Consider the following 21,157-nt stretch of genomic DNA (forward strand, 5'->3'; position numbering starts at 1 on the left):
TGTCTTGCGGACCGCTCGGGAGCTCGATAATGCAGCACAATGGACGCAGCCCGGTTCTCTGGGCCACGGGGGCCCTCATCCTGCTGATGGGAATTGGCCTCGGCGTCGGCGGCGTCTGGCTCGCCGTAATCATCAATGATCCGCTCTATGCTGTTGATCTTGCGCTCTCTGATATTGGGCTCGTCTATGTATTCGAACCCCTGGTGCGCGAGTATCTGCGAGTAGAGCGTTTGATCCAAGTTTTACCGGAAGCGTCCATTGAGGAGCCTGGCCTATTTCTTTACTTCCCGCGGCGAGCCTCTCTGTCGCCGAAGCTGCGAGCGTTCATTGATACGGCGAAGGCCGTACTCAGGCCTGATGCGATGGGCCCAGCCGCTTAAGTCATGGAGTTCGTCCCGCTATGTGTGAACGCTGCAACTGCAGCAGCTGAAGACTGCTCAACAGCCAATTCGGCCTTGAGCCAGTCACGGAAGGCTGCAGCGGCTCGCGTCATTGGTGCCGACCGAGCCGTCACGAACCAGTAGGATATGCCCGTGTCGTAGCGGTCGGGAAAAGGCGCCACGAGACGCCCCATGGCGATGGCATCGCAGGCGAGCGTCTCCCAGCCGAGGAATACGCCCTGGCCTGCCACCGCCGCATCCAGGCAGAGCGACGCGTCCGAGAAGACGGGCCCATCCCCGAGGATGGACTCGTCGAGCCCGTTGGGTCCGAGCCACGCGTTCCAGCCGAACATGGGCGTTGGCTCCCGGATGATCGGCACAGCGGCGAGGTCGCGCGGGTGGCGCAGGCGTTCCCCTATTGCCGCGCTGCACACGGGGAAGATGAGCTGGTCGAGCAGCTTCTCGGCCTTCACATTCGGCCAGCCGCCGCGGCCAACCCGGATGCATACATCCACGTCCGAGGAGCCGGGGTCGACCAGGGAGACGTCCGCGTCGATGCGGATGCGGATGTCGGGATGCTGCTCCCGGAAGCGCTGCAGGCGCCAGACCAGCCACTTGCTGGCGAAGACCGGCGCGACCGATACGGTTAGCACCCCCTCGCGCCGCCGCTCAGCGAGTGTCAGCCCGGTCGAGATCTCGGCAAAGCCCGCGCTCAGGTAGCGCAGCACGTCCTGCCCGAAGGCGGTGGGCCTGAGGCCCTTCGGGTGCCGCTCGAACAGAGGGCGGCCGAACTGCTCCTCGGCCTTCAGGATCTGCTGGCTCACCGCCCCGACCGTGACGCCGAGCTCCTCGGCCGCGGCGCGCAGGTTGCCGAGACGCCCGGCCGCTTCGAGTGCGCGCAGGCCATTGAGATGAAAGCGGTTCAGGTTTCGCATATAGCTTTTCTAAAGCCAGCAGCAGAAAAACGCCATTCCTTCGCGGCCGGGGAAGGTTCAGGATTTGTGCATGATGAACCTACTGTCGCGGCTCACACACTGTTTTCTTCGGCCGTCAACCGACTGGGAGGCTATAGCACGCCTTGAGTGCCAGCAGGATCCCCTATCCCATCCGGCCCTACAGCGGATGTCTCTCGAACAACTCGCAGACCTTCCATTCGAGCGCGGAGCATCCTTGTATCAGGTTCCACCTGCGAACCGGGCCGAACCTGCATATGGCTCCAGTTGACAATTTCCGGCTCCGAACTGCCGTTCTCATACGCTTCGGTCTGCAAACCCGCACGAAGCATAAGCGAGAGGCGCCATGACCCGCAGAGCTGTACTTGTTCGCGCCCCATCCAATCTAGGCCTGCGCCCATTAGCGCCGCAGCACGAGCCAGGAACGTGGAGAGCTCCTCATGCGCTGACAGAGGCAGGCTTGGTCGATGCGCTGTCACCCTTGCGTATCATTGATCTTGAGCGACCGATCTCCCGGCGCGACCCAGAAGCCGGGTCGGCACTCCGCAACGGAGCGGCCATCAGAGACTTCAATCTGCGGCTCGCCGACGTCGTCGCAGGCCTGAAGGACGACATCTCGGCCTTTCCAGTGGTTGTCGGCGGCGACTGCTCGATCCTGCTTGGCGCCTTGGCAGGATGTCGCCGCCACGGGCCGCTGTCGCTTGTACACGTCGATGGCCATAGCGATTTCCGCCATCCTGGCAACTACAACGCGGCAGAAGTCTTGGGTGCCGTGGCCGGTATGGACCTCGCATTAGCGACCGGACGAGGGGAAGCGCTCCTAACGGAGTGGCCCATGGTGACCTCCCCCCTCGTGCCTGATGAGCAGGTCGTACAGATCGGAGAGCGGGAAAGCCGTAATGCTGACTTCCCATGGCCCGATATCAATGGCACTTCAATCACCCGGCTCGACGTGTTTGCAGCACGTGACCTTGGAATTGCGGAGGTGGCTACCCGCACATATGCTACGCTCCAGCAGCAGCCGGGGTGGCCCTTCTGGATTCATTGGGACCTCGATGTCCTCGATCAGCTCGTGATGCCAGCCGTCGACTCTCCGGGCAGCCCCGGCATCGACGAGGAAGATCTTGTTACTCTCCTGCGGGTGCTGGTGAAGGATCAACACTGTGCTGGAATGACGATGACCATCTTCGACCCTGATCTTGACCCGGAGGGCCTATACGCAGCGAGGATCGTTTCCTTGGTTCGAAAGGTGTTTCAGACGTAAAGTGATAGTCTCGTGGACAGGCAAAGAGCCTATCAACGTGCCTGAAAGAGGCGACTCTCAAGATGGACCTTTTTAGTGGGCCGGATCAACTCCGGCCCGCTGAGTAGGGCCACGCGCGTTTCTTTCGGACTAGGCGGCATCAGATATGGTCTGAATGGAGAGAAGGCGCTCAACCAATGTGTCGATCGATGCCTCGGCTCTCGCAAGCGATGCCTGAAGCCGATCATCGGCGAACTCATCATACTCGGCAGCAACCGACGTAAAGTCCGCGATGCCTAGATACCTGAACGCTGTCTGTACGCTGGCTTCGACGTAATTGAGATGGTGGATGCGTTCACCCTCATCATAACCGAAATCACCGCGCGAGCTGAGCACGACAAGTCTCTTTTTGTACTCAGCCAAGAGCGGCCAGTAAGGATCCCCTGGACGTGAGCGGTCGAAGCCGGAGGTGCGCCCGACCCGCACGATGTTGTCTATGTAAGCCTTGAACTGGGCTGGTGGACCAAAGTTGTACATCGGCACGCCGGCCACGATCAGGTCTGCCTCGATCAACTCGTCGACAAGAGTGTCGCTTTCGGTGAGCACCTCCTGCATCCAGGGCTCGCGCTGTTCTGGTTTCGTAAAGGCGGCGTGGATCCATCGGCCCGTCACCGGCTGCGGTGGGTTCTGCCCAACGTCCCGGTAGATGATTCGATCTGTAGGCCGCGCCGCTGCCCAGCAGTCAATAAAGCGGGCTGTGAGCCGGCGCGTGTGCGAGCTGAACCGGTCATGATCCGAACGTCCCGAACGCGCGCTGGCATCGATATGGAGAAGGGTCGTCATTGTGTTTCTCCCAGTATGAAATCATCCTTCGCCTTGGCCGTGGAGTTGCCCTATCTGATGAACTGTGCTCATCTTTGGAGTGTTGGCGTTCTGGCGAAGGCGTTGGGAGAACATGCCGCTCAGCCGGTCGCAAGACAAAATCGAATTCCTCACTCGTCAGGTGAGATGAGTTCAGCCGTGAGAAATCATGAGGAGACTACCACCGCTTGCGACGCTGCGTGCTTTTGAGGCTGCAGCTCATCACCTGAGCTTCAAACGGGCGGCCGACGAGCTTCCCGTGACACCGACCGCGATCAGTCACCAAATCCGACTGCTCGAGGAGACGCTTGGACAGCGGCTTTTCGAGCGCAGGTGATGTCACGGTAACTTTTGGTCAGGGGCTTCTGGCTTAAGAGCCGCAGCATGACCAAGCCTATCAGCTACAAGCGCCATCGGTTCCCATCCCAGATCATTGCTCATGCGGTCTGGTTGTACTTCCGGTTTCCTCTGAGCCTCCGGCTGATTGAGGAAATGCTGCTGGAGCGCGGCGTTGTCGTGTCCTACGAGACCGTCCGCCGATGGGCACTGAAGTTTGGACCGGACTACGCCCGCGGCCTGAAGCGCAAGACACCAAACCGCCGCGACATCTGGCATCTCGATGAGGTCGTGGTCACTATCGCCGGCAAGAAGCACTGGCTCTGGCGAGCCGTGGACCAGGATGGCTATGTCCTTGATGAGATCGTCCAGACCCGCCGCAACACTAAAGCGGCCAAGCGCTTGCTGACGCGCCTTCTGAAGAAGCAGGGCTGCTCGCCGCGGCGGATGATCACCGACAAACTACGCTCCTACACCGCTGCCCGGCGTCAGGTCATGCCAGGCGTCGAACACCGATCGCACAAGGGGCTCAACAACCGAGCAGAGAATTCACATCTGCCCTTGCGCCAACGAGAGCGGATCATGCAGGGCTTTCGATCGCCGGGAGGTCTGCAGAGGTTCACCACGATCTTCTCAGCCGTCCGCAACCTCTTCATTCCACCCCGTTCCCGCCGCTCCGCCCTTGCCACGCATCTGCATCGCCTTACCGCGATGGCAGAATGGAAAGCTGTGGTCGGCGTCGCCGCTTGAACCAACTTCGGCGCAAATCAGGTCTCATTGCGTCCGTGGACAGATAACGTGACAAGCCCGCTCAAACTGCTCGGCGAGGGATAGCTGCGAACTGTGGGAATATTTCGCCTGTGCCTTGCGCAGCATGTGCACAATCTCGATGCCGCCCAAGATCGTCCGAGCGGATGCCATTGGCTTGAAACCCAACATGGGGCGCACTCGCCGCTTGATAGCCCGATGGTCCTGCTCGATGAGCTGAGGTAGGCGCTTTGCCGGATGCGGGTCGGCTTGACCTTCTGTCGTGGTCGGTCCTGTAGCCGGTTCGTCGTATTGCAGGACAGGATCGCTTCCCAATTGGTCTGGCTGCCGTCGATGGCAATCCGCTCATGCGTACCGTGTCGCTTAAGGGCTCTGCGTAAGAACTGCTTGGCCGCAGTGAGGTTGCGCTTCTCGTTGAACCAGAACTCGACCGTATCGCCGTCGCTGTCGATGGCGCAGTAGAAATACATCAAGCGCCCGCGTGCTTTGATGTACGTCTGGTCCATGTGCCACCTTCCGGTGACGACTCTCTTGCGCCGATCGAACTGCTCGAGCAGTTCAGGCGAATAGCGCACGATCTATCTGTGAATGGTCGCGTGATCGACCGAGATATCACGCTCGGCCATCATCTCCTCCAAATTCCGGAGGCTCAGGCCGTAAGCGAGATACCACCGGATACAGAGCAAGGATCACCGAGCGATCAACATGGCGGCCCTTGAACGTCATAAACCTCTGGAGTTGGCCGGAGACATAGATCGAACTAAGTTACTGATGGGTTTGCGACGGTTCCCAAAAATTTACGTTGAGCAGGATCTCCGCGCCATCAAACGCCGCGTGGGTCCAATGCTCGGCTTCAATTCCGCTGGCAGTGCCCGCGTGATCCTAGGTGGCCTCGAGTTAATCCATATGATGCGCAAACAGCAGGCGAATTAAGCCTGCAATCAGCAGCTATCGCTCGTGGGCCAATTTGAGCGAATCGCTGCATGAGCGCGGAACGAAGACCTACCATTCTCTCATCCCTACTCCGGATTTGCGACAGAACCTCTCCGAGCGCTGTAGCTCGATCACGCTTTCCTGACGGGCTTCTACGACTTAAATTGCCTCAGCATGGACGACGCCAGAGAGAAGGCCGGGTCGGCAAACCTGGCCTTCGAAAATTGTTACTCCCTACGAACCGTGGGGATTAATGGGCGGATCTGCTTGCTCCCTGCCCGTACCTACCGGCGGCGGGGTCGGATGGATCCATACGCAGATGCCGGTTGAGCTGACTGTTCGGGCTCGCGAAGTCTTTCGAATGCCTGCTTATTGGCCAGACCTTCAGCTCGTAGTCGCTCCCAGCTGCCATCCCGCTGCATGCGTTCGATTTCGCGGCTGACTCGATCGCGGTCTGTGCCGGAGCCCTGGACCCCGCCGGAGCTCTGGGCGAACGCAATACTGGGAAGAAGAACGAAAGCTAAAGAGACGAAAAGTTTCTTTGTCATCACATTCTCCATTGACCGGTTCAAGGCCGGCAGTGGTGCGCACGGCGACGCCCGTGCCGACCTGGAATATGGTTAGGCTCAGCTGGTTTACACGTGCGCTAGCGCACAGATGGAAGCGTCAAGAATGCAAGTGCGTTTCGAATCACTAGGCTCAAGAATTTTTTAGTTCTACCAACAATGGATGCTGTGTGATCACTTGGCTCTCGGCGGACCGCCGTTACCGGTACCGGTGATCTTTCCCGTCGTCTTTTCTGCTTCCACCGACGATGTGACGCCTGATCGGGAGCATACGGCAAGATGGCAGCATCTAGAGGCCGAGGCCATCAACCAAGGTGAGTGGTCTAGCCGCTTCGAGTCCTAATCAGCATTCAACTGGACCAATTGAATGAGGTTGCCAGAGGTGTCGTCGAGCACGGCCATGCGGACAGGGCCAGCATCCATTGGCTTCTGGGTAAATGAGAAGCCCAGTGACCGAAGCCGCTCATGTTCAGAATCGAGATTAGCAACCTTGAATGAGGTTGCCGGAATGCCGTCCTCGACAAGCGCGGTTTTGTAAGGTGGGACGGCAGGGTGGGCGCCCGGCTCGTGAAGCAGCTCAGTGCCGCCTGGGTCCTCCGGCGACACGACGGTTAGCCAGCGATGCTCCCCGACAGGCACATCGTTCTTCATTGTGAACCCGAGTACACGCGTGGAGAAGTCCAGCGCCTTCGCCTGGTCATCAACAAGAACACTGGTCACATAGATCCTCATCTCGTTCTCCTTCCTAGAGGTGATGGCGAAGCCACAGGTCCACCGCCTCTCGCAACAGACCGGGGTCGAGAGAGTGGAGCTTGGTTCGGCCCGACCATTCGACACTCACAAGGCCCGCTCTCTGCAGCACGTCGAGGTGCTGCGTGACCGCCTGGCGCGAGAGCGTCATCCCATTCTCCGCAAAGAAGTGGGCACAGATTTCGAACAACGATTGGTCTGGACGCTCCCGCAGGCGATCTATGATCCTGCGGCGGGCCGGGTCGCCAAGCGCCTTGAAGATACGGTCGAGTTCATCGTCAATCACGGAGGCCAATATGCAATAGAAATATTGCATCTCAAGGCGCGATCGACGACTGCTGCACAATAGTCCAGGCGACTTATCTACCCCTAGATCCCCGGTGATCGAGTGCCCCCACGCTCGCGCAAGTCGTGGTTCAAGCATGTGGGAGAACCTGTCTACGTGAGATTGTCATCGACTCAGCAAAACCAACTTGAGCGCATCAAACCGCACTTCCCGCATCCCACGGAGTGCCGCACATGTGCGACTACCACATGATCGGACGCACCACCTATTCTATCCGCGACGGTTTGAGTTGGCAGGGCCTACCCGAACTTTATGGGCTGTCATTCGTATTCACCCGGATCTTTGGGAGCCTCGTTAGCGAAAGCCGGACGCCCACGCGGCTCAGTATCGAAGGGACGTTGCTAGATCCCGCTCCTCGACCTAAAAGCCTCGCCGAAGCCTCGCGATCGGATAAAGAAAAAGGCCGCTGTTAGCAGCGGCCTGAGGTGGGACCAGGGTCCTTCCAGAGGGAACGACGCGAGCGGGAGGTATGATCGCGTCTTCCATGAAATGGTGACGTTTGCCTGCACTCGTCACCCTGCTCATTGCTAAGCTGCTATGCATCCAGCGCAACCATCGTGCCTTGAATTCGACGAAACTCGTCAGAATCGCAAAGGCGACGCCAGCAGCCGTCCACCGGTACCGTCAGCCGGCAAGGATTGCCATTCGTAGCTGACATCCATCAGCTTGCTGCATCCTGCGCCACTGCGCTCAAGAGCCTGCTGCTTTGTTGATGTGCGGTCACTGTTACTGCGCATCGATGGGACAATGATCAAACTGTCAGAGTCATTCTGCTGCGTGGAGACTAGGTTCGGCAGCAGTGCGCATCCGTGAGCCCGCAAGGGTCTTCTGGCCGAAGAGCACGGTCATAAAAGCCAGGATGGCAGAAACCACTGAGACCCAGAAGCCGTTGGTTGGGCCATAGGTGTCGACGACCCATCCTGTAACAAAGGAGCCCAGCGCCATACCGATCCCAATGCCGGTCATCACCCACGTGATGCCCTCCGTGAGCATAGCTGCCGGAACCCGCTGCTCGATGAGGCCAAAGGCCGTGATAAACGTAGGCGAGATGGCGATGCCGCTGAGGAAGACCGCCAAGGCGAGCATCGGCACCGTACTTACGAACGGGAGCGGCCAGGCCGTCACAGCCAGAACAGCTAGTGCAATGGCGAGTTGGCGCTGAAGAGCCATCTTCAGGTTCAGTGCGCCGATGATCAGGCCCACCAAGAACGAACCGACTGCATACACGCCAATCACCAAACTGGCGGCACCAGGCTGGCCGAGATGTTCAGTGATGGCGACCGCGCTCACTTCGGCCGTTGCGAACGTCGCTCCAACGAACACCAAGGCGAGGGTAACAATCTGAACCGGCCGCAGCCAAATGGCGGAGCCGCCTGAGACTTCACTACTCGACCGCACCTTGGGTTCGGTTGAGCGTTGGACAACGAACGCCGTAGCGCCGAGCACCAGCAGAAGGGTGCTAACCAGTAGGCCTGCCTCTGGGAACAGAGTAACGCTGAGGCCGACCGATAGCGAGGCGCCCGCGATGTAGACTAACTCGTCAGCGGCGGATTCAAAGGCAAAGGCGGTGTTCAGCTCCGGTCGATCGCGAAAAAGGTCACTCCAGCGGGCTCGTACCATGGCTGGGAAGCTGGGCATCAGCGCAGCGAGGAGAGCCGATGCGAACAGGGTCCAGACTGGCCAACTCTGGTTAGCCGCCAAGATCAGCAGGACAAAAGCGATAGCCGCAATGGCTGTAGTCGGGACCAAGATGCGTGCCTGCCCCAGACGATCTACCGCCCGCGAGATCTGTGGGGAGATCAGGGCGTTGCCAAGCGCAAAGACGGCTGAGACGGCGCCGGCAAGCCAATATTCCCCTTGTGTCTGGGACAGCATGGCAACAATGCCGATCGGAGCCATGGCAATCGGCATGCGCGCCAGAAAGCCCGCGGCCGCAAATCCACTGGCACCGGGCGCTCGGAAGATCTCTGCATAGGGATTGGACATCTGCACATCCTCTAGGTTGGGCAAACCGCCACCCGAAGCTTTACATACGTGGCGTATGCCAATTAACTAGTGGCATACGCCACGTATGTCAATTGACATGCGCACCGTATGTGAGTAAATGGAGGAATGGTTCGCAGATCGCGTCACGACATGATCCTGGAAACCCGCGCCAAGCTCATGGCCGCGGGACGCAAGGCCTTTGCTGAATTGGGGTACGCGGATGCGTCAATGGACGACTTCACCGCCGAGGCAGGACTCACGCGCGGGGCTCTCTACCATCACTTCGGTGACAAGAAGGGCCTATTCCAGGCCGTAGTCTCTCAGATCGATACAGAGATGGCCGAACGCCTCAGGCAGCGTGCCGCTCGGGCTCCCAGCCGCTGGGAAGGCTTCGTCGAAGAAGGCATTGGCTACATCGAGATGGCGCTTGAGCCCGAGATCCAGCGCATTGTTTTACGTGACGGCCCAGCGGTGCTTGGAGATCCCTCATCATGGCCTAGCGCCGATGGCTGCATTGCAGCGATGAAGGCAAGCCTGGAGGCACTGCAGGCAGAAGGGGTGGTCGGCGGCATCGATGCTGAGGCGACGGCACGGATGATCACTGGAGCTTCGTGCTATGCTGCTCAGTGGATCGCCAATTCTAATGACCCACTTGGAGCCTCACGCAGGGCCACCGCGGCCTATCGCCGTCTTCTCGAAGGATTGCTCCAGCCTGCATACACGATGGTGTGACGAATTCCGTAGCGTGCTCATTCCCCTACCTGGCGCGAGAACATGCCTGCGAATGCAAGGACTAGGCACCGTCAAGGACGATGTTTCGCGCCTGATTATGGAGGATGTGACCTGAAGATCTGCCGGTGATGTCACATTAACCCGACGGCATCGTCAACTTAACGGGTTGGGACGGGTCCGCGCATCCGAGATGGTCAGATCAGAAGCCAGCGGCCACGCCAGTCACCTCAGCCCAGACCTGAAAAGCCCTAGTCCGAGCTTGGCGATCATCTGCAGCCTTGGTGTTTGCAGGACGGCGGAAGAGGTTTGCCACCTGATCCTAGATTGAGCGGAAGCGCTGCGCCTGTCCGGCTGATTTGTAGCGTTTCATGATCCGCTCACGTCATCGAGTCGGCTGATGAGACTTCTCCGCTCGATTGTTTAGGCCTTTGTGCTGCCGATGCTCGACGCCAGGCATCACAGTTCTCTTGGCAACGGCGTAACTGGGCAATTTTTCGGTGATCATCACGCGCGGGGCGACGCCTTGTTTCTTGAGCAGCTTGCGCAGCAAACGCTTGGCTGCTTTGGTATTGCGGTGGCTCTGGACCAGGATGTCGAGCACGGCCCCGTGCTGATCCACAACTCGCCAGAGCCAATGCTTCCGGCCGGCGATGCTGATCACGACCTGATCAAGATGCCACTCGTCTCCGGTTGCCGGAAGACGCCTGCGGATCTGGTTGGCAAAGCTCTGGCCGAACCTGAGCGCCCACTGCCGGATCGTCTCATGGCTGACCTCAATGCCGCGGGCGGCCAGCATCTCCTCGACCATGCGCAGGCTGAGTGGAAACCGAAAGTATAACTACACGGCATGGCTGATCACTTCAGCCGGAAAGCAGTGAAGGGCATAGCGAGGATGACGGGCCTTCTTCATCCCTCACATATGCCTCGATCCGGTCACCCCCGGGTTAACTTGATGTCGTGGATGGCGCCCTCCACCAGCGTCAGACGTGCCAGAATGGGCATGTTGGAGAACCGAAGAGAGCCACTCATCATGCCTGAGATTGTCACGATCGGCCTTGATATCGCGAAGAATGTCTTCCAGGTGCATGCGGTGGACAGGAGTGGACGGATCGTCCTGCGCAAAGCGCTGCGTCGCAGCCAGATCCAGAGCTTCTTCAGCGCCCTTCCGCCTTGCCTGATCGAGATGGAGGCGTGCGCGACGGCTCATCACTGGGCCCGCACACTCATGGCCTTCGGGCACGCGGTCCGCTTGATCCCGCCCGCCTATGTCAAACCCTATCTGCGCCGACAGAAGAACGATGCCGCGGACGCGGCTGCGATCTGCGAGGCCGTTACACGGCCGTCGATGCGCTTTGTCCCGGTCAAGAGCCCACAACAGCAGAGCACCCTCATGCTGCATGGAGCCCGCGATCTCCTGACCGGGCAGCGGACCGCCCTGATCAATGCCCTGCGCGGTCACTGCGCCGAGCTGGGCATCGTGGTGGCGCAGGGCGCTCGCAACACGCGCCAACTGATTGCCCTTATCCATGATGACACCAGTCCCGATCTCCCCGTCACCGCTCGGATCGCACTCCAGCCTCTGGCAGCGATGCTGATCGGGATCGAGGCGCAGATTGCCAAGCTCGACAAGGCCATTCTGGCAGCTCATCGCAGCAATCCGGTGAGCCTCAGGCTTGCCACTATCCCCGGGATTGGCCCGATTGTCGCCTCCTGTCTCTCGGCCAGTGTTCCAGACGCCGGCCTGTTCCAAGGAAGTCGGGAGTTTGCCGCCTATCTCGGCCTCGTGCCCCGGCAACACTCAACCGGCGGCAAGGCGCGGTTGGGCTCCATCTCCAAGATGGGCAACCGGCACCTGCGCAAGCTGCTGGTCGTTGGAGCACACGCGGCGCTCTACAGCATGAAGTCGGGCAAGACCCGGACGGCCCTGGCGGAAGGGACCCGGAGCCTCCTGGCCAAGAAATCGTTCAAGGTGGTTGCCGTGGCCCTGGCCAACAAGATGGCGCGGATCGCCTGGGCAGTGATAGCCAGGAGCACGGCTTACGAGCCCGGGAGCACGGGAGCGGCCGGCCGGCGGCCTCATAGACGGAGAGCTCAGACTATTCGCCCTTAGGGCAACCCAGTTGGCACGGTGACGATGAGATGATGTGAAGCCAAAGCGGACATGGACCGCCGGAACTGGACAACCCGTGGCATCGTCTTGCGACAGTCAAGCGCGATAACTTGAGAGGGACCAGCTCCAGGGTAAAACATCAGGGCCAGCGGTTATGACATACCGCGTTCAAAGGCCGGAGACATGACTGCACCCGCCCCGCTAGGCCGAAACGTCAACAACAATCACATTGCCAAACGGGCGCCATCCAGACATGACGGTGCTCTCCAGCCAACGGCGAGATCGTTCAGTGCCGCACGCTTGGCGGTCGCCTCCTGGATCTTGTTTTCACCGCAGGAGCGGCTCAAGGCGAGCGATCAGAGCTCGTCTAAAGATCTGCCTCCGCGAATATCCCGCCGATCCAGTCGAGAAACACACGCAATCTCGGGGTCGTATGGCGGTTTTGCGGATAAAGGGCAGATAGCGGCGTCGGTGTCGGTGGACAGTCCGACAACACCTCCACCAGGCTCCCGTTGTCCAGATCTTGTTTCAGACGGTATCGCGGCGCTTGGATCAGGCCGAACCCCATTCGGGCGAGCTCGGCCATCGTGTCGGAATTGTTGACCGTAATCCTGCACGGCAGGCTGATGTACCGGACCCTGCTGTCAGCCATGAATTCCAATGGCATGACTTGCCCGGTCCGAGACGACACGAACCCGACAGTCGTGTGCCTATCAAGATCGTTTAGCGATCGAGGGATGCCGTGTCGTTCCAAATAGGCCGGGCTGGCGCACGTGATCTCTCTGATCGTGCCAAGGCGGCGCATGATCAGGCCACTGTCATCCGCCTCCCCCGCGCGGATCACGCAGTCCACACCCTCGCGAACGAGATCGACCAATCTGTCACCCTGCCCGAGTTGTAAATCGAGCATGGGATAGCGGTCGAGGAACTCCTGCAGTCGCGGCAGAAGGAAGGTCCGTGTCAGCAGGCCATGAGCATCGACCCGCAGCAGCCCCCGGGGCTGGGCATCGCGAAACACATTCTCGGCTTCGTCAACCTCCGCCAGGATCGCAAGGCATCTCTCATAGAACGCCTTGCCGTCCAGGGTCGGCGTCACGTGGCGTGTGGTTCGCTCAAGAAGCCGTACGCCGAGATCCTTCTCGAGCTGTTTGATCCCCTCGGTCGCTGTCGAGCGGGCAAGCGTCAGGTCGGCGGCGGCCGCCGCGAAGCTGCGGCGTTCCACCACGCGAACGAAGAGCTGCATGCGGTCAAGGCGATCCATGCGATTGTTCAGCATGGCCGAACTGTGATGTCAATTCTTCAGTAATTGTTTAGGACAGACCATGGGTCTACATCCACCCCATCCAGAGGTAGGAGCATGTCATGACCACCCAGGCCCAGCGGGTCGCCATCATCACAGGAGCCTCAAGGGGCATCGGAGCGGCCATCGCTCGACAGCTGGCTCGTGACGGCATAGCCATCATCGTCAATTACGCAACGAACCCAGAGGCTGCGGACCAGGTCGTATCGGCCATTTCCGCCGAGGGAGGCACGGCCTTGGCCGTCCAGGCCGATATCGGCAGCCCGAAGGGAATGACTAACCTATTCGATGCGGCAGAAGGCGCCTTTGGCGGCGTCGACATCCTCGTCAACAACGCGGCCGTGATGACGCTCTCGCCCCTCATCGAGGTCGACGATGAGGGCTTCCAGGTGCAGGTCGACACCAATCTCGGTGGCGTCTTCCGCGGCCTGCGGGAGGCGGGACGACGTCTAAGGGATGGTGGGCGTATCGTCAGCTTCTCGTCGAGCGTCGTCGGGCTTTACCAGCCGACTTATGGTGTCTACGCGGCCACGAAGGCTGCCGTCGAGGCGCTAACCCACGTCTTTGCCAAGGAGCTTGGGCCGCGCAGGATCACGGTCAATGCGGTCGCTCCTGGCCCAGTGGAAACCGACCTGTTCCTGACAGGCAAGTCGGACGAGCAGGTGAAGGCCATTGTCGGGATGAATCCCATGCGGCGGCTTGGTCAGCCGGAGGACATCGCGTCCGTCGTGGCCTTCCTGGTGAGCCCCGAGGGCGGCTGGATCAACGGGCAGACGGTACGTGCCAATGGCGGCGTGATCTGACGAGGCGCCATGAAGAGGACACTGTGACCTGAAGCTCCTTTACCTTCTAGGAGTTCACTGGCTGGACCTCTTCTGCATCAACACAACTCAACCATGAAAGGACAACGCAATGCCGTTTGTGAACATCAAGACCCCTGAAGGCGCCCTGAGCAGGACCCAGAAAGAGGAGATCGTGCATCGGACGACGGATATGCTGGTCGAGTATTTCTCTGAGGCGGCACGGCCTCACACGATGGTGCTCATTGAAGAAGTGAAGGATGGAGGCTATGGGCGCGCTGATGAGATCTTCATAATCCCGCAGGACTATCGAGCCAACGAAGAGTGATGACTGAGCACTACGTCAGCCCACGTGGTCGAGGCACGTGCGCTTTGTCTGCTGCGGGTCAAAGGGTAACGAACAGCAGATGGAATGAAGGTCTGCTCGCCGCCTCATGAGCAGACCGAAGCGTTTCTTCAGCCTCGTGCCAAATCTTGCCCTCAGGACCACCCAACCTAATTGAAGAACCTATTTCGACGAAGGGATTGCTCATGCACAGCATTGTATTCGAAAGGTTCGGCGCTCCGGCCGAGGTGTTGACCCTTGTCGAGCGTGAGCGGCCTGCGCCCGGGCCGGGGCAGGCGCTGCTCCGGATGATCCTGTCCCCTATCCACAATCATGACCTGATGACCGTGGCTGGCACCTATGGCATCAAGCCCCCGCTGCCGGCGATCGGCGGTACGGAGGCGCTCGGCGTGGTGGAAAAACTCGGCGCCGGGGTCGAGAACCTCCAAGTCGGGCAGCGCGTGATCGGCGGCGCCCAGCAGACCTGGGCCGACTATTACTTGGTCGATGCAAGGTACGCACGCCCCGTGCCCGATGGCATTGATGATGAGACAGCTTGTCAGCTCATCGCCATGCCACTCAGCGCCAAGATGGTGCTGGCCGACCTTGGCCTTCAGCGCGGCGACTGGCTCGTGCAGAACAGTGCCAATGGCGCGGTCGGACGCCTTCTGTCGCGCTTTGGCGCGGAAAAGGACGTCAACGTGCTCAGCCTTGTTCGGCGCGACGCGGCGGTCGCCGAACTTGCCGCCGCCGGCATCACTAACGTGGTGTCAACCGAGCAGCCCGGCTGGGAAGCGCGCGCTCGCGATCTTGTCGGTGATGGATCGATCCGCGCCGGGCTCGACTCCGTGGGCGGGGACGGCCCCGCGCAACTTGCTCGCCTAGTGGCTGACGGCGGCGAGATCGTCATCTTTGGCGCCCTGAGCGGCCAACCAATCCGCATCGAGCCGTCTGTCGCGATCTTCCAACAGATCACCATTCGGGGTTTCTGGGGTGCCAAGCCGCGCCTTGCACCCGACATGATCGGCCGTCTGCTCGAGGAAGTCGTCGCCGAGGCTGCCAGTGGCAAGCTTACGCTTTCGGTCGACGCCGCCCTCCCGCTTGATCGGATCGCCGACGCCGTGCGCGCCAGCACTGAACCCGGTCGCAAGGGCAAGGTTGTCCTACGCAAGCGGTGATCAGGCTTGCAGAAGCAACCAGGAGCCGAGCCTGCGTGCCGATGGACAGCCCCTCAACACTTTCTTCGCCACCAAATGCCACCGCCCCGGGCATCGCGCTCAAGGGCCAGATCGTTGTCATCGGTGCCGGTCAGGCTGGGCTCTCGGCGGCCTACCATCTCAAGAGGCTGGGATTGGCGCCGCACAAGGGTTTCGTGGTGCTCGACCAGTCTCCAGGACCGGGGGGCGCCTGGCAGGACCGCTGGCCCTCGCTGACCTTGAGCACGGTCAACCGCATCCACGACCTGCCGGGGATGCCCTTTTCCGAGGTGATCGGCACAGGCAGCCCTGAGGTGCGGGCGAGCGTCGCCGTCCCAGAGTACTTCGCGGCCTACGAGAAGCGGTTCGAACTGCCGGTCTATCGCCCGGTGACGGTGAAGGTCGTCTGCGACAGGCACGATCACTTCAGGGTCGAGACGGATCGGATCCAGGTCTCCGCACGCGGGCTCATCAACGCCACGGGAACCTGGGACAGCCCCTACGTTCCCGACATACCCGGAGCCGGGCGGTTCAAGGGCAGGCAACTGCACACGAAGGATTACCGCACCGCCCAGGAATTCTCGGGCCGGCATGTCATCGTCGTGGGAGCTGGCATCTCGGCGATCCAGTTGCTCGATGAGGTGTCTCGCGTTACCACGACTACCTGGGTGACCCGGAGGGAGCCCGAATTCCGGGATGGTCCGTTCGACGAGAAGGTCGGGCGCGTTGCCGTGGCGATTGTGGAGGACCGGGTGCGCCGTGGCTTGCCGCCTGCGTCCGTTGTCTCGGTGACCGGGATCCCCGTCACTCCCGCCGTTACGGCGATGCGGGCACGCGGGGTGCTGACCCGGCGCCCCATGTTCAGCGAGATCACGGAGGACGGGGTTCTCTGGTCAGATGGGACCGCGCTCCGCGCCGACGTGATCCTCTGGTGCACCGGCTTTCGCAGCTCCCTCGATCACCTGGCACCACTCATGCTGCGCGAGCCTGGAGGAGGCATCGTCATGACTGGACGGTTGGCGACGCAGGTCGCGAAGGACCCGAGGGTGCATCTGGTGGGGTACGGTCCGTCCGCCTCCACCATCGGGGCCAACCGGGCCGGCCGGGCCGCTGCGGAGGAACTCATGGCGTTCCTTGAACTCGGGTAAGGGTGGACCATCAGGAATCCGCCCGCCCTGCGAGGCCGTCAGCCATTTCGCGCACGCGGGAAGGTCTGAATTGGGTCAGACATTCGCATTCAGGCCCTCACTGAACGTCAGCTCTCGAGCGCCGAAGCAGACAAAGCGCCTACGTCTCAGGAGTGCCATAAGCAGTCGTTCCCTCACGCCCATCTGTTGGCAGCAATTGGACCGTTCAGTCACTCCGGCAGAGGAACCGTCAAACCGACCTTGACGCGGTCCATGGCGACGAAGGTGCGGAACCGCTTCACGTTGTTGTTGCCGAAGAACAGGCGCCGCGTCAGAGCCTCATAGGCTGCCATCGTCGGCACTATGACCACCAGCACGAAGTCCGCCTCTCCGGTGACATAGTAGCACTGCTGCACCTCCGGAACCGAGGCGAACTCCCGCTTGGCGGCATCGACTAGCTCTGCCGTCTCGCTGATCACCTCGACCTCGACGAAGATGGTGATGGCCTGCCCCACCTGGGCCGGGTCCACGATTGCGACATTGGTCTGGATGACCCCGGCCTCCTCCATCCGCCGGATGCGGCGCTGCACGGCAGGAGCAGACAGACTGACGGTCTCACCGATCACCCGCTGCGGGGTTGTATTGTCCCGCTGGAGGGTATTCAGGATCGCGAGATCGAAGCTGTCGAGGGTGATCGACGACGAAGGCTTGGGCACCATGGGCCACTCATACGACAAAATCTTGCATTTATCGGGCCCAAATAGAGCGCCTTTCTCACGGCAACTGCAATATCTTCTCGCCATCCCGCAGTGAAGGATGGCGATGTTCCTACCCAACCAGCACCCCGACTACCGCAAGCCCCTTGCTCCGGTCGATGCCGAGACCCTCGGCGTACCGGCCGCTGAAGAGGTCGAACGTTATCTCATCTATCGGGACAACCATGCCCCGACGCCCTTACACACCCTGCCGGTCCTGGCCGCCGAACTCGGCGTGAATACGGTTCATATCAAGGATGAGGGATTCCGGCTTGGCCTCGGCAGCTTCAAGGCGCTAGGTGGCTCCTATGCGGTCATCCGGCTTGTGCTGGAGGAAGCCAGCCGCCAGCTCGGACGCGCAATCGATCTCGCTGAACTGCATGCGCCCGAGGTCCGTGCCGTCACTGCTGGCATGACAGTCGCTTGTGCCACGGATGGCAATCATGGACGCTCAGTGGCGCAGGGCGCCCAACTCGTCGGAGCCAGGTCTGCCATCTTCGTGCACTCCGGCGTCAGCGACGAGCGCGTGGCGGCCATCGCCCGCTTCGGCGCCGAAATGATCCGGGTTGAGGGCACCTATGACGACTCGGTCGCGGAGGCGGCGCGTGTCGCGGCCGAGAAGGGCTGGATCGTGGTCTCCGACACCTCGTGGCCGGGCTACGAGCGAATTCCCAGCCTGGTCATGCAGGGCTACACCGCCATGGTGCGCGAGGCCCTGCGCCAGCTTCCTTCTCCGCCAACGCATGTATTCGTCCAAGCCGGCGTCGGCGGCGTTGCGGCCGCCGTGGCAGGGCATCTCGCTCTCGCCCTCGGGGATCAGCGGCCGGTCTTCGTCGTGGTCGATCCGGCACGGGCTGCCTGCCTCTTCGAGAGCGCGCGGGCCGGACGCCCGGTCAAGATCGAGCACGGCGAGCCGACCGTCATGGCAATGCTCGAATGCTACGAGCCGTCACTGGTTGCCTGGCGGGTGCTGTCCCGCGTTGCCGATGCCTTCATGATCGTCGCCGACGAGGATGCGGTCGCGGTAATGAACCGCCTCGCCCGACCGGCCGGACGTGATCCGGCCATCGTGGCGGGCGAGAGCGGCGGCGCAGGTCTTGCCGGTCTCATGCGAGCCGTCGCGGATCCTGAGATCAGGGCAGCGCTCGACCTGAATGAGGCCTCCCGCGTCTTCATCATCAACACCGAAGGCGCAACCGATCCCGAACGCTACGAAGAACTGGTCGGCATGCGGCCTGACGCCGTCACAAACAGCACCAGAAGGGCAGACGCATGACCACGCTGTCGATCAACGCGGAGCGCCTGCTCGGCCGGCTGTGCGACCTCGGGCAGATCGGCCGGGATGGGGATGGCAGGCTCGTGCGGCTTGCCGGATCTGACAGCGACAAGGCCGGACGCGATGCCGTCGTTGCCTGGATCCGCAGCGCAGGCGTGGAGGTCACAGTTGACCGCATCGGCAACATCTTCGGCATCTGGCGAACCGCCGACAACGCTGACGAGGCTCCGATCCTGCTCGGCTCGCACATCGATACCGTCATAGATGCCGGCATCTATGACGGCTGCTATGGCGTGCTCTCCGGACTGGAGGTGATCGAAACCCTCAAGGCTGCTGGATACGCTCCCGCACGGCCCGTCGCCGTCGCCGCCTTCACCAACGAGGAGGGCGTGCGCTATGCCCCCGACATGATGGGCTCGCTCGTCTATGCCGGGGGACTCCCGGTCGAGGAAGCGCTGGCGACGGTTGGCACCGACGGCGCGGTTCTCGGCGCGGAGCTGGAGCGGATCGGCTATGCCGGCTCTGAGGAGCCGAGCCTTATCAGGCCGCACGCCTATGTCGAGCTGCATATCGAGCAGGGGCCGGTGCTGGAGCGCGAGGGCGTGCCCATTGGCGCAGTCGAGAACCTTCAAGGGATTTCCTGGCAGCGCATCACCATCAAGGGAGAGGCCAACCACGCCGGCACGACACCGATGTCGATGCGCCGGGACGCCGGCCATGCCGCGGCCCGCGTGGTCACCTTCCTGCGTGACCGGGCCCGCAACGCGAACACACCCACCGTCGCCACGGTCGGGTGCATGAGCTTCGAGCCGAACGCGATCAACGTCATTCCCTCACGCGCGACCTTCACGGTCGACCTGCGCGATCCGGACGAACAGCGCCTCCAGACGGAGGAAGCAGTTCTTGCCGCTTACTTGGAGGAACTCGCAGCCGCCGAGGAGGTCACGATCTCGGTTGAGAGGCTGGCACGGTTCGAGCCGGTGACCTTCGACCGGGGGATCGTGGAGCTGGTGGAGGAGGCCTCACGCAAGCGCGGGCTGGCCTCGAAGCGCATGACCTCGGGCGCGGGGCACGATGCCCAGATGATCGCCCGGATCGCGCCCTCAGCGATGATCTTCGTGCCAAGCCTCGACGGCATTAGCCACAATCCGCGCGAGCACACGCCGGATGCCGACCTCGTCGCCGGCGCCAATATCCTGCTCGACGTGACGGCCACTCTCGCAGCCCGATAAGGAGACACCGATGGCCCTGGATCTGGACGCCCTCGCTCAAGAGATGACCGCTTGGCGGCGCGACCTGCACGCGCATCCCGAGTTCGGCTTCGAGGAGAGGCGCACCAGCGCCTTCGTGGCCGCGAAACTGCGGGAGTTCGGCCTCGACGAAGTGGCCGAAGGCATAGGCGGCACCGGCGTCGTCGGCACGCTGAAACGCGGCAGCGGCAACCGGGCGATTGCACTCCGGGCCGACATGGACGCCCTGCGCATCAACGAACAGGGCACGTCGGAGTACCGCTCGCAGAATCCCGGCACGATGCATGCGTGCGGCCATGACGGTCACACCGCCATGCTCCTTGGAGCCGCCAAGCTCCTCGCCGAGGAAGGCGGGTTCGACGGCATCGTGCGCTTCGTCTTCCAGCCCGCCGAAGAATGGGGCAAGGGCGCGCTCGCCATGCTGGCGGATGGTCTGATGGAGCGCTTCCCGTTCGAGGAGATCTACGGTCTGCACAACATGCCGGGCTTGTCCGTCGGGCACTTCCAGACGCGCGTGGGGCCGATCATGTCGGCGGAGGACAATTTCGAGATTGTCCTGAAAGGCGTCGGCGGGCATGCAGCCCGCCCACACTGGGGCAACGAGGTGCTGGTCGCTGCCTGTGCGACGGTCATGAACCTCCAGACCATCGTGTCCCGTCGCCTGAGCCCGACTGACATAGGCGTGGTGTCGGTGACCGAGCTGATCACCGACGGCACCCGCAACGCACTGCCCGGGCTGGCCCGCATCCTCGGCGATGCCCGCAGCTTCCGGCCGGAGGTCAGTGCCGAGATCGAGAAGCAGATGAGCATCATCGCCGAGGGTACGGCACTGACCTACAACATTGCCGCTGAGATGACCTACACGCGCGAGTTCGTACCGCTCCTGAACGATGCCGCCCTGGTGGACGAAGCGTTCGCTGCCGCTCGAACCGTGTTCGAGCCGGAGCATGTCTCGACGGCCGATGAACCGACGACGGGGTCTGAGGACTTCGCCCGCTTCCTGGAGCACGTGCCCGGCTGCTTCGTGTTCGTCGGCAACGGCAAGGATTCGGCGCCCCTGCACAACCCATCCTATGACTTCAACGATGACGGGCTGCTCTATGGGGCACGCTTCCATGCCGCCATCATCCGACAGCGGTTGCCATCGGCCTGATCGCCACGGAT

At 61.6% G+C, this 21,157-nt stretch carries 19 protein-coding genes and 4 pseudogenes; 14 read left to right on the forward strand and 9 right to left on the reverse strand.

Translation table 11 applies throughout. From position 1 onward, the window contains the following. Positions 1-29 precede the first annotated feature (29 nt). Positions 30-380, forward strand: a complete 351-nt coding sequence (locus JQC81_RS22855; RefSeq protein WP_203274113.1) for a LysR substrate-binding domain-containing protein — start codon at positions 30-32, stop codon at positions 378-380. Here the strand turns inward: JQC81_RS22855 and JQC81_RS22860 are convergent. Next, positions 377-1,315 (reverse strand): LysR substrate-binding domain-containing protein, encoded by a 939-nt coding sequence (locus JQC81_RS22860; protein WP_203274114.1) that lies wholly within the window; start codon positions 1,313-1,315, stop codon positions 377-379. The two genes, JQC81_RS22855 and JQC81_RS22860, sit on opposite strands and share 4 nt — an antisense overlap. A gap of 364 nt (positions 1,316-1,679) precedes the next feature. Between JQC81_RS22860 and JQC81_RS22865 the strand changes: the two genes are divergently transcribed. Continuing rightward, a complete protein-coding gene (locus JQC81_RS22865; protein WP_203274115.1) occupies positions 1,680-2,597 on the forward strand; it encodes an arginase family protein in 918 nt (305 codons plus the stop codon). Positions 2,598-2,726: 129 nt separating this feature from the next. Here the strand turns inward: JQC81_RS22865 and JQC81_RS22870 are convergent, their stop codons facing one another. Continuing rightward, positions 2,727-3,419 carry an FMN-dependent NADH-azoreductase gene (locus tag JQC81_RS22870; protein WP_203274116.1) on the reverse strand — a complete coding sequence of 231 codons (693 nt, stop codon included), beginning with the start codon at positions 3,417-3,419 and terminating at the stop codon, positions 2,727-2,729. Positions 3,420-3,606: 187 nt separating this feature from the next. Between JQC81_RS22870 and JQC81_RS22875 the strand changes: the two are divergent. Both JQC81_RS22875 and JQC81_RS22880 read left to right on the forward strand, forming a co-directional pair. Next, positions 3,607-3,768: pseudogene (locus JQC81_RS22875) on the forward strand (LysR family transcriptional regulator); the annotation flags it as partial. Positions 3,769-3,821: 53 nt separating this feature from the next. After that, positions 3,822-4,523, forward strand: coding sequence for an IS6 family transposase (locus JQC81_RS22880; RefSeq protein ID WP_203274118.1), 702 nt, complete (start codon positions 3,822-3,824; stop codon positions 4,521-4,523). 24 nt (positions 4,524-4,547) lie between these two features. Here the strand turns inward: JQC81_RS22880 and JQC81_RS22885 are convergent. Next, a pseudogene (locus JQC81_RS22885) lies at positions 4,548-5,267 on the reverse strand (IS6 family transposase). A gap of 75 nt (positions 5,268-5,342) precedes the next feature. On the opposite strand from JQC81_RS22885, the pseudogene JQC81_RS22890 reads away from it, so the two are divergent. Continuing rightward, positions 5,343-5,474, forward strand: a pseudogene (locus JQC81_RS22890) (IS6 family transposase); the annotation flags it as partial. A 905-nt stretch (positions 5,475-6,379) separates the two neighbouring features. On the opposite strand, the gene JQC81_RS22895 reads toward JQC81_RS22890, so the two are convergent. The 3 genes from JQC81_RS22895 to JQC81_RS22905 all read right to left on the reverse strand — a co-directional run bounded on the left by JQC81_RS22895 (position 6,380) and on the right by JQC81_RS22905 (position 9,122). Continuing rightward, positions 6,380-6,772 (reverse strand): VOC family protein, encoded by a 393-nt coding sequence (locus JQC81_RS22895; RefSeq protein WP_203274119.1) that lies wholly within the window; start codon positions 6,770-6,772, stop codon positions 6,380-6,382. Between the two features lie 13 nt (positions 6,773-6,785). Beyond that, a complete protein-coding gene (locus JQC81_RS22900) occupies positions 6,786-7,076 on the reverse strand; it encodes an ArsR/SmtB family transcription factor (RefSeq protein WP_203274120.1) in 291 nt (96 codons plus the stop codon). Between the two features lie 825 nt (positions 7,077-7,901). Next, positions 7,902-9,122: an MFS transporter gene (locus JQC81_RS22905; protein ID WP_203274121.1), complete on the reverse strand. Its 1,221-nt coding sequence runs from the start codon at positions 9,120-9,122 to the stop codon at positions 7,902-7,904. Positions 9,123-9,248: 126 nt separating this feature from the next. On the opposite strand from JQC81_RS22905, the gene JQC81_RS22910 reads away from it, so the two are divergent. After that, complete coding sequence (locus tag JQC81_RS22910) at positions 9,249-9,854, forward strand: TetR/AcrR family transcriptional regulator (protein ID WP_246520610.1); 606 nt, start codon at positions 9,249-9,251, stop codon at positions 9,852-9,854. A gap of 199 nt (positions 9,855-10,053) precedes the next feature. Here JQC81_RS22910 and JQC81_RS22915 read toward each other — a convergent pair. Then, positions 10,054-10,764 (reverse strand): annotated as a pseudogene (locus JQC81_RS22915) (IS6 family transposase). Between the two features lie 120 nt (positions 10,765-10,884). Between JQC81_RS22915 and JQC81_RS22920 the strand changes: the two are divergent. After that, complete coding sequence (locus JQC81_RS22920; protein WP_203274122.1) at positions 10,885-11,964, forward strand: IS110 family RNA-guided transposase; 1,080 nt, start codon at positions 10,885-10,887, stop codon at positions 11,962-11,964. Between the two features lie 367 nt (positions 11,965-12,331). Here JQC81_RS22920 and JQC81_RS22925 read toward each other — a convergent pair whose 3' ends face one another. Beyond that, positions 12,332-13,225 carry a LysR family transcriptional regulator gene (locus JQC81_RS22925; RefSeq protein ID WP_203274123.1) on the reverse strand — a complete coding sequence of 298 codons (894 nt, stop codon included), beginning with the start codon at positions 13,223-13,225 and terminating at the stop codon, positions 12,332-12,334. Positions 13,226-13,326: 101 nt separating this feature from the next. On the opposite strand from JQC81_RS22925, the gene JQC81_RS22930 reads away from it, so the two are divergent. The 4 genes from JQC81_RS22930 (at position 13,327) to JQC81_RS22945 (ending at position 16,733) form a co-directional block, all read left to right on the forward strand. Further along, complete coding sequence (locus JQC81_RS22930) at positions 13,327-14,067, forward strand: SDR family oxidoreductase (protein WP_203274124.1); 741 nt, start codon at positions 13,327-13,329, stop codon at positions 14,065-14,067. 109 nt (positions 14,068-14,176) lie between these two features. Beyond that, a complete protein-coding gene (locus JQC81_RS22935; protein WP_203274125.1) occupies positions 14,177-14,392 on the forward strand; it encodes a tautomerase family protein in 216 nt (71 codons plus the stop codon). 203 nt (positions 14,393-14,595) lie between these two features. Beyond that, positions 14,596-15,567: a zinc-binding dehydrogenase gene (locus tag JQC81_RS22940; protein WP_203274126.1), complete on the forward strand. Its 972-nt coding sequence runs from the start codon at positions 14,596-14,598 to the stop codon at positions 15,565-15,567. Between the two features lie 41 nt (positions 15,568-15,608). Then, positions 15,609-16,733, forward strand: a complete 1,125-nt coding sequence (locus JQC81_RS22945) for an NAD(P)-binding domain-containing protein (protein WP_203274136.1) — start codon at positions 15,609-15,611, stop codon at positions 16,731-16,733. 209 nt (positions 16,734-16,942) lie between these two features. On the opposite strand, the gene JQC81_RS22950 is transcribed toward JQC81_RS22945, so the two are convergent. Continuing rightward, on the reverse strand, positions 16,943-17,431 hold the full coding sequence (locus JQC81_RS22950; RefSeq protein WP_203274127.1) for an Lrp/AsnC family transcriptional regulator: 489 nt from the start codon (positions 17,429-17,431) through the stop codon (positions 16,943-16,945). Positions 17,432-17,534: 103 nt separating this feature from the next. On the opposite strand from JQC81_RS22950, the gene JQC81_RS22955 reads away from it, so the two are divergent. From JQC81_RS22955 to JQC81_RS22965, 3 genes are read left to right on the forward strand one after another with little or no spacing between them, the layout of a single operon-like run. Further along, complete coding sequence (locus JQC81_RS22955; protein WP_203274128.1) at positions 17,535-18,743, forward strand: diaminopropionate ammonia-lyase; 1,209 nt, start codon at positions 17,535-17,537, stop codon at positions 18,741-18,743. Continuing rightward, on the forward strand, positions 18,740-19,975 hold the full coding sequence (locus JQC81_RS22960) for a Zn-dependent hydrolase (protein WP_203274129.1): 1,236 nt from the start codon (positions 18,740-18,742) through the stop codon (positions 19,973-19,975). Before JQC81_RS22955 ends, JQC81_RS22960 begins: the two co-directional genes overlap by 4 nt. A 10-nt stretch (positions 19,976-19,985) precedes the next feature. Next, positions 19,986-21,146: a M20 aminoacylase family protein gene (locus JQC81_RS22965; protein ID WP_203274130.1), complete on the forward strand. Its 1,161-nt coding sequence runs from the start codon at positions 19,986-19,988 to the stop codon at positions 21,144-21,146. Positions 21,147-21,157 lie beyond the last annotated feature (11 nt).

The sequence above is a fragment of the Microvirga arabica genome, assembly GCF_016811235.1.
Taxonomy (GTDB): domain Bacteria; phylum Pseudomonadota; class Alphaproteobacteria; order Rhizobiales; family Beijerinckiaceae; genus Microvirga; species Microvirga arabica.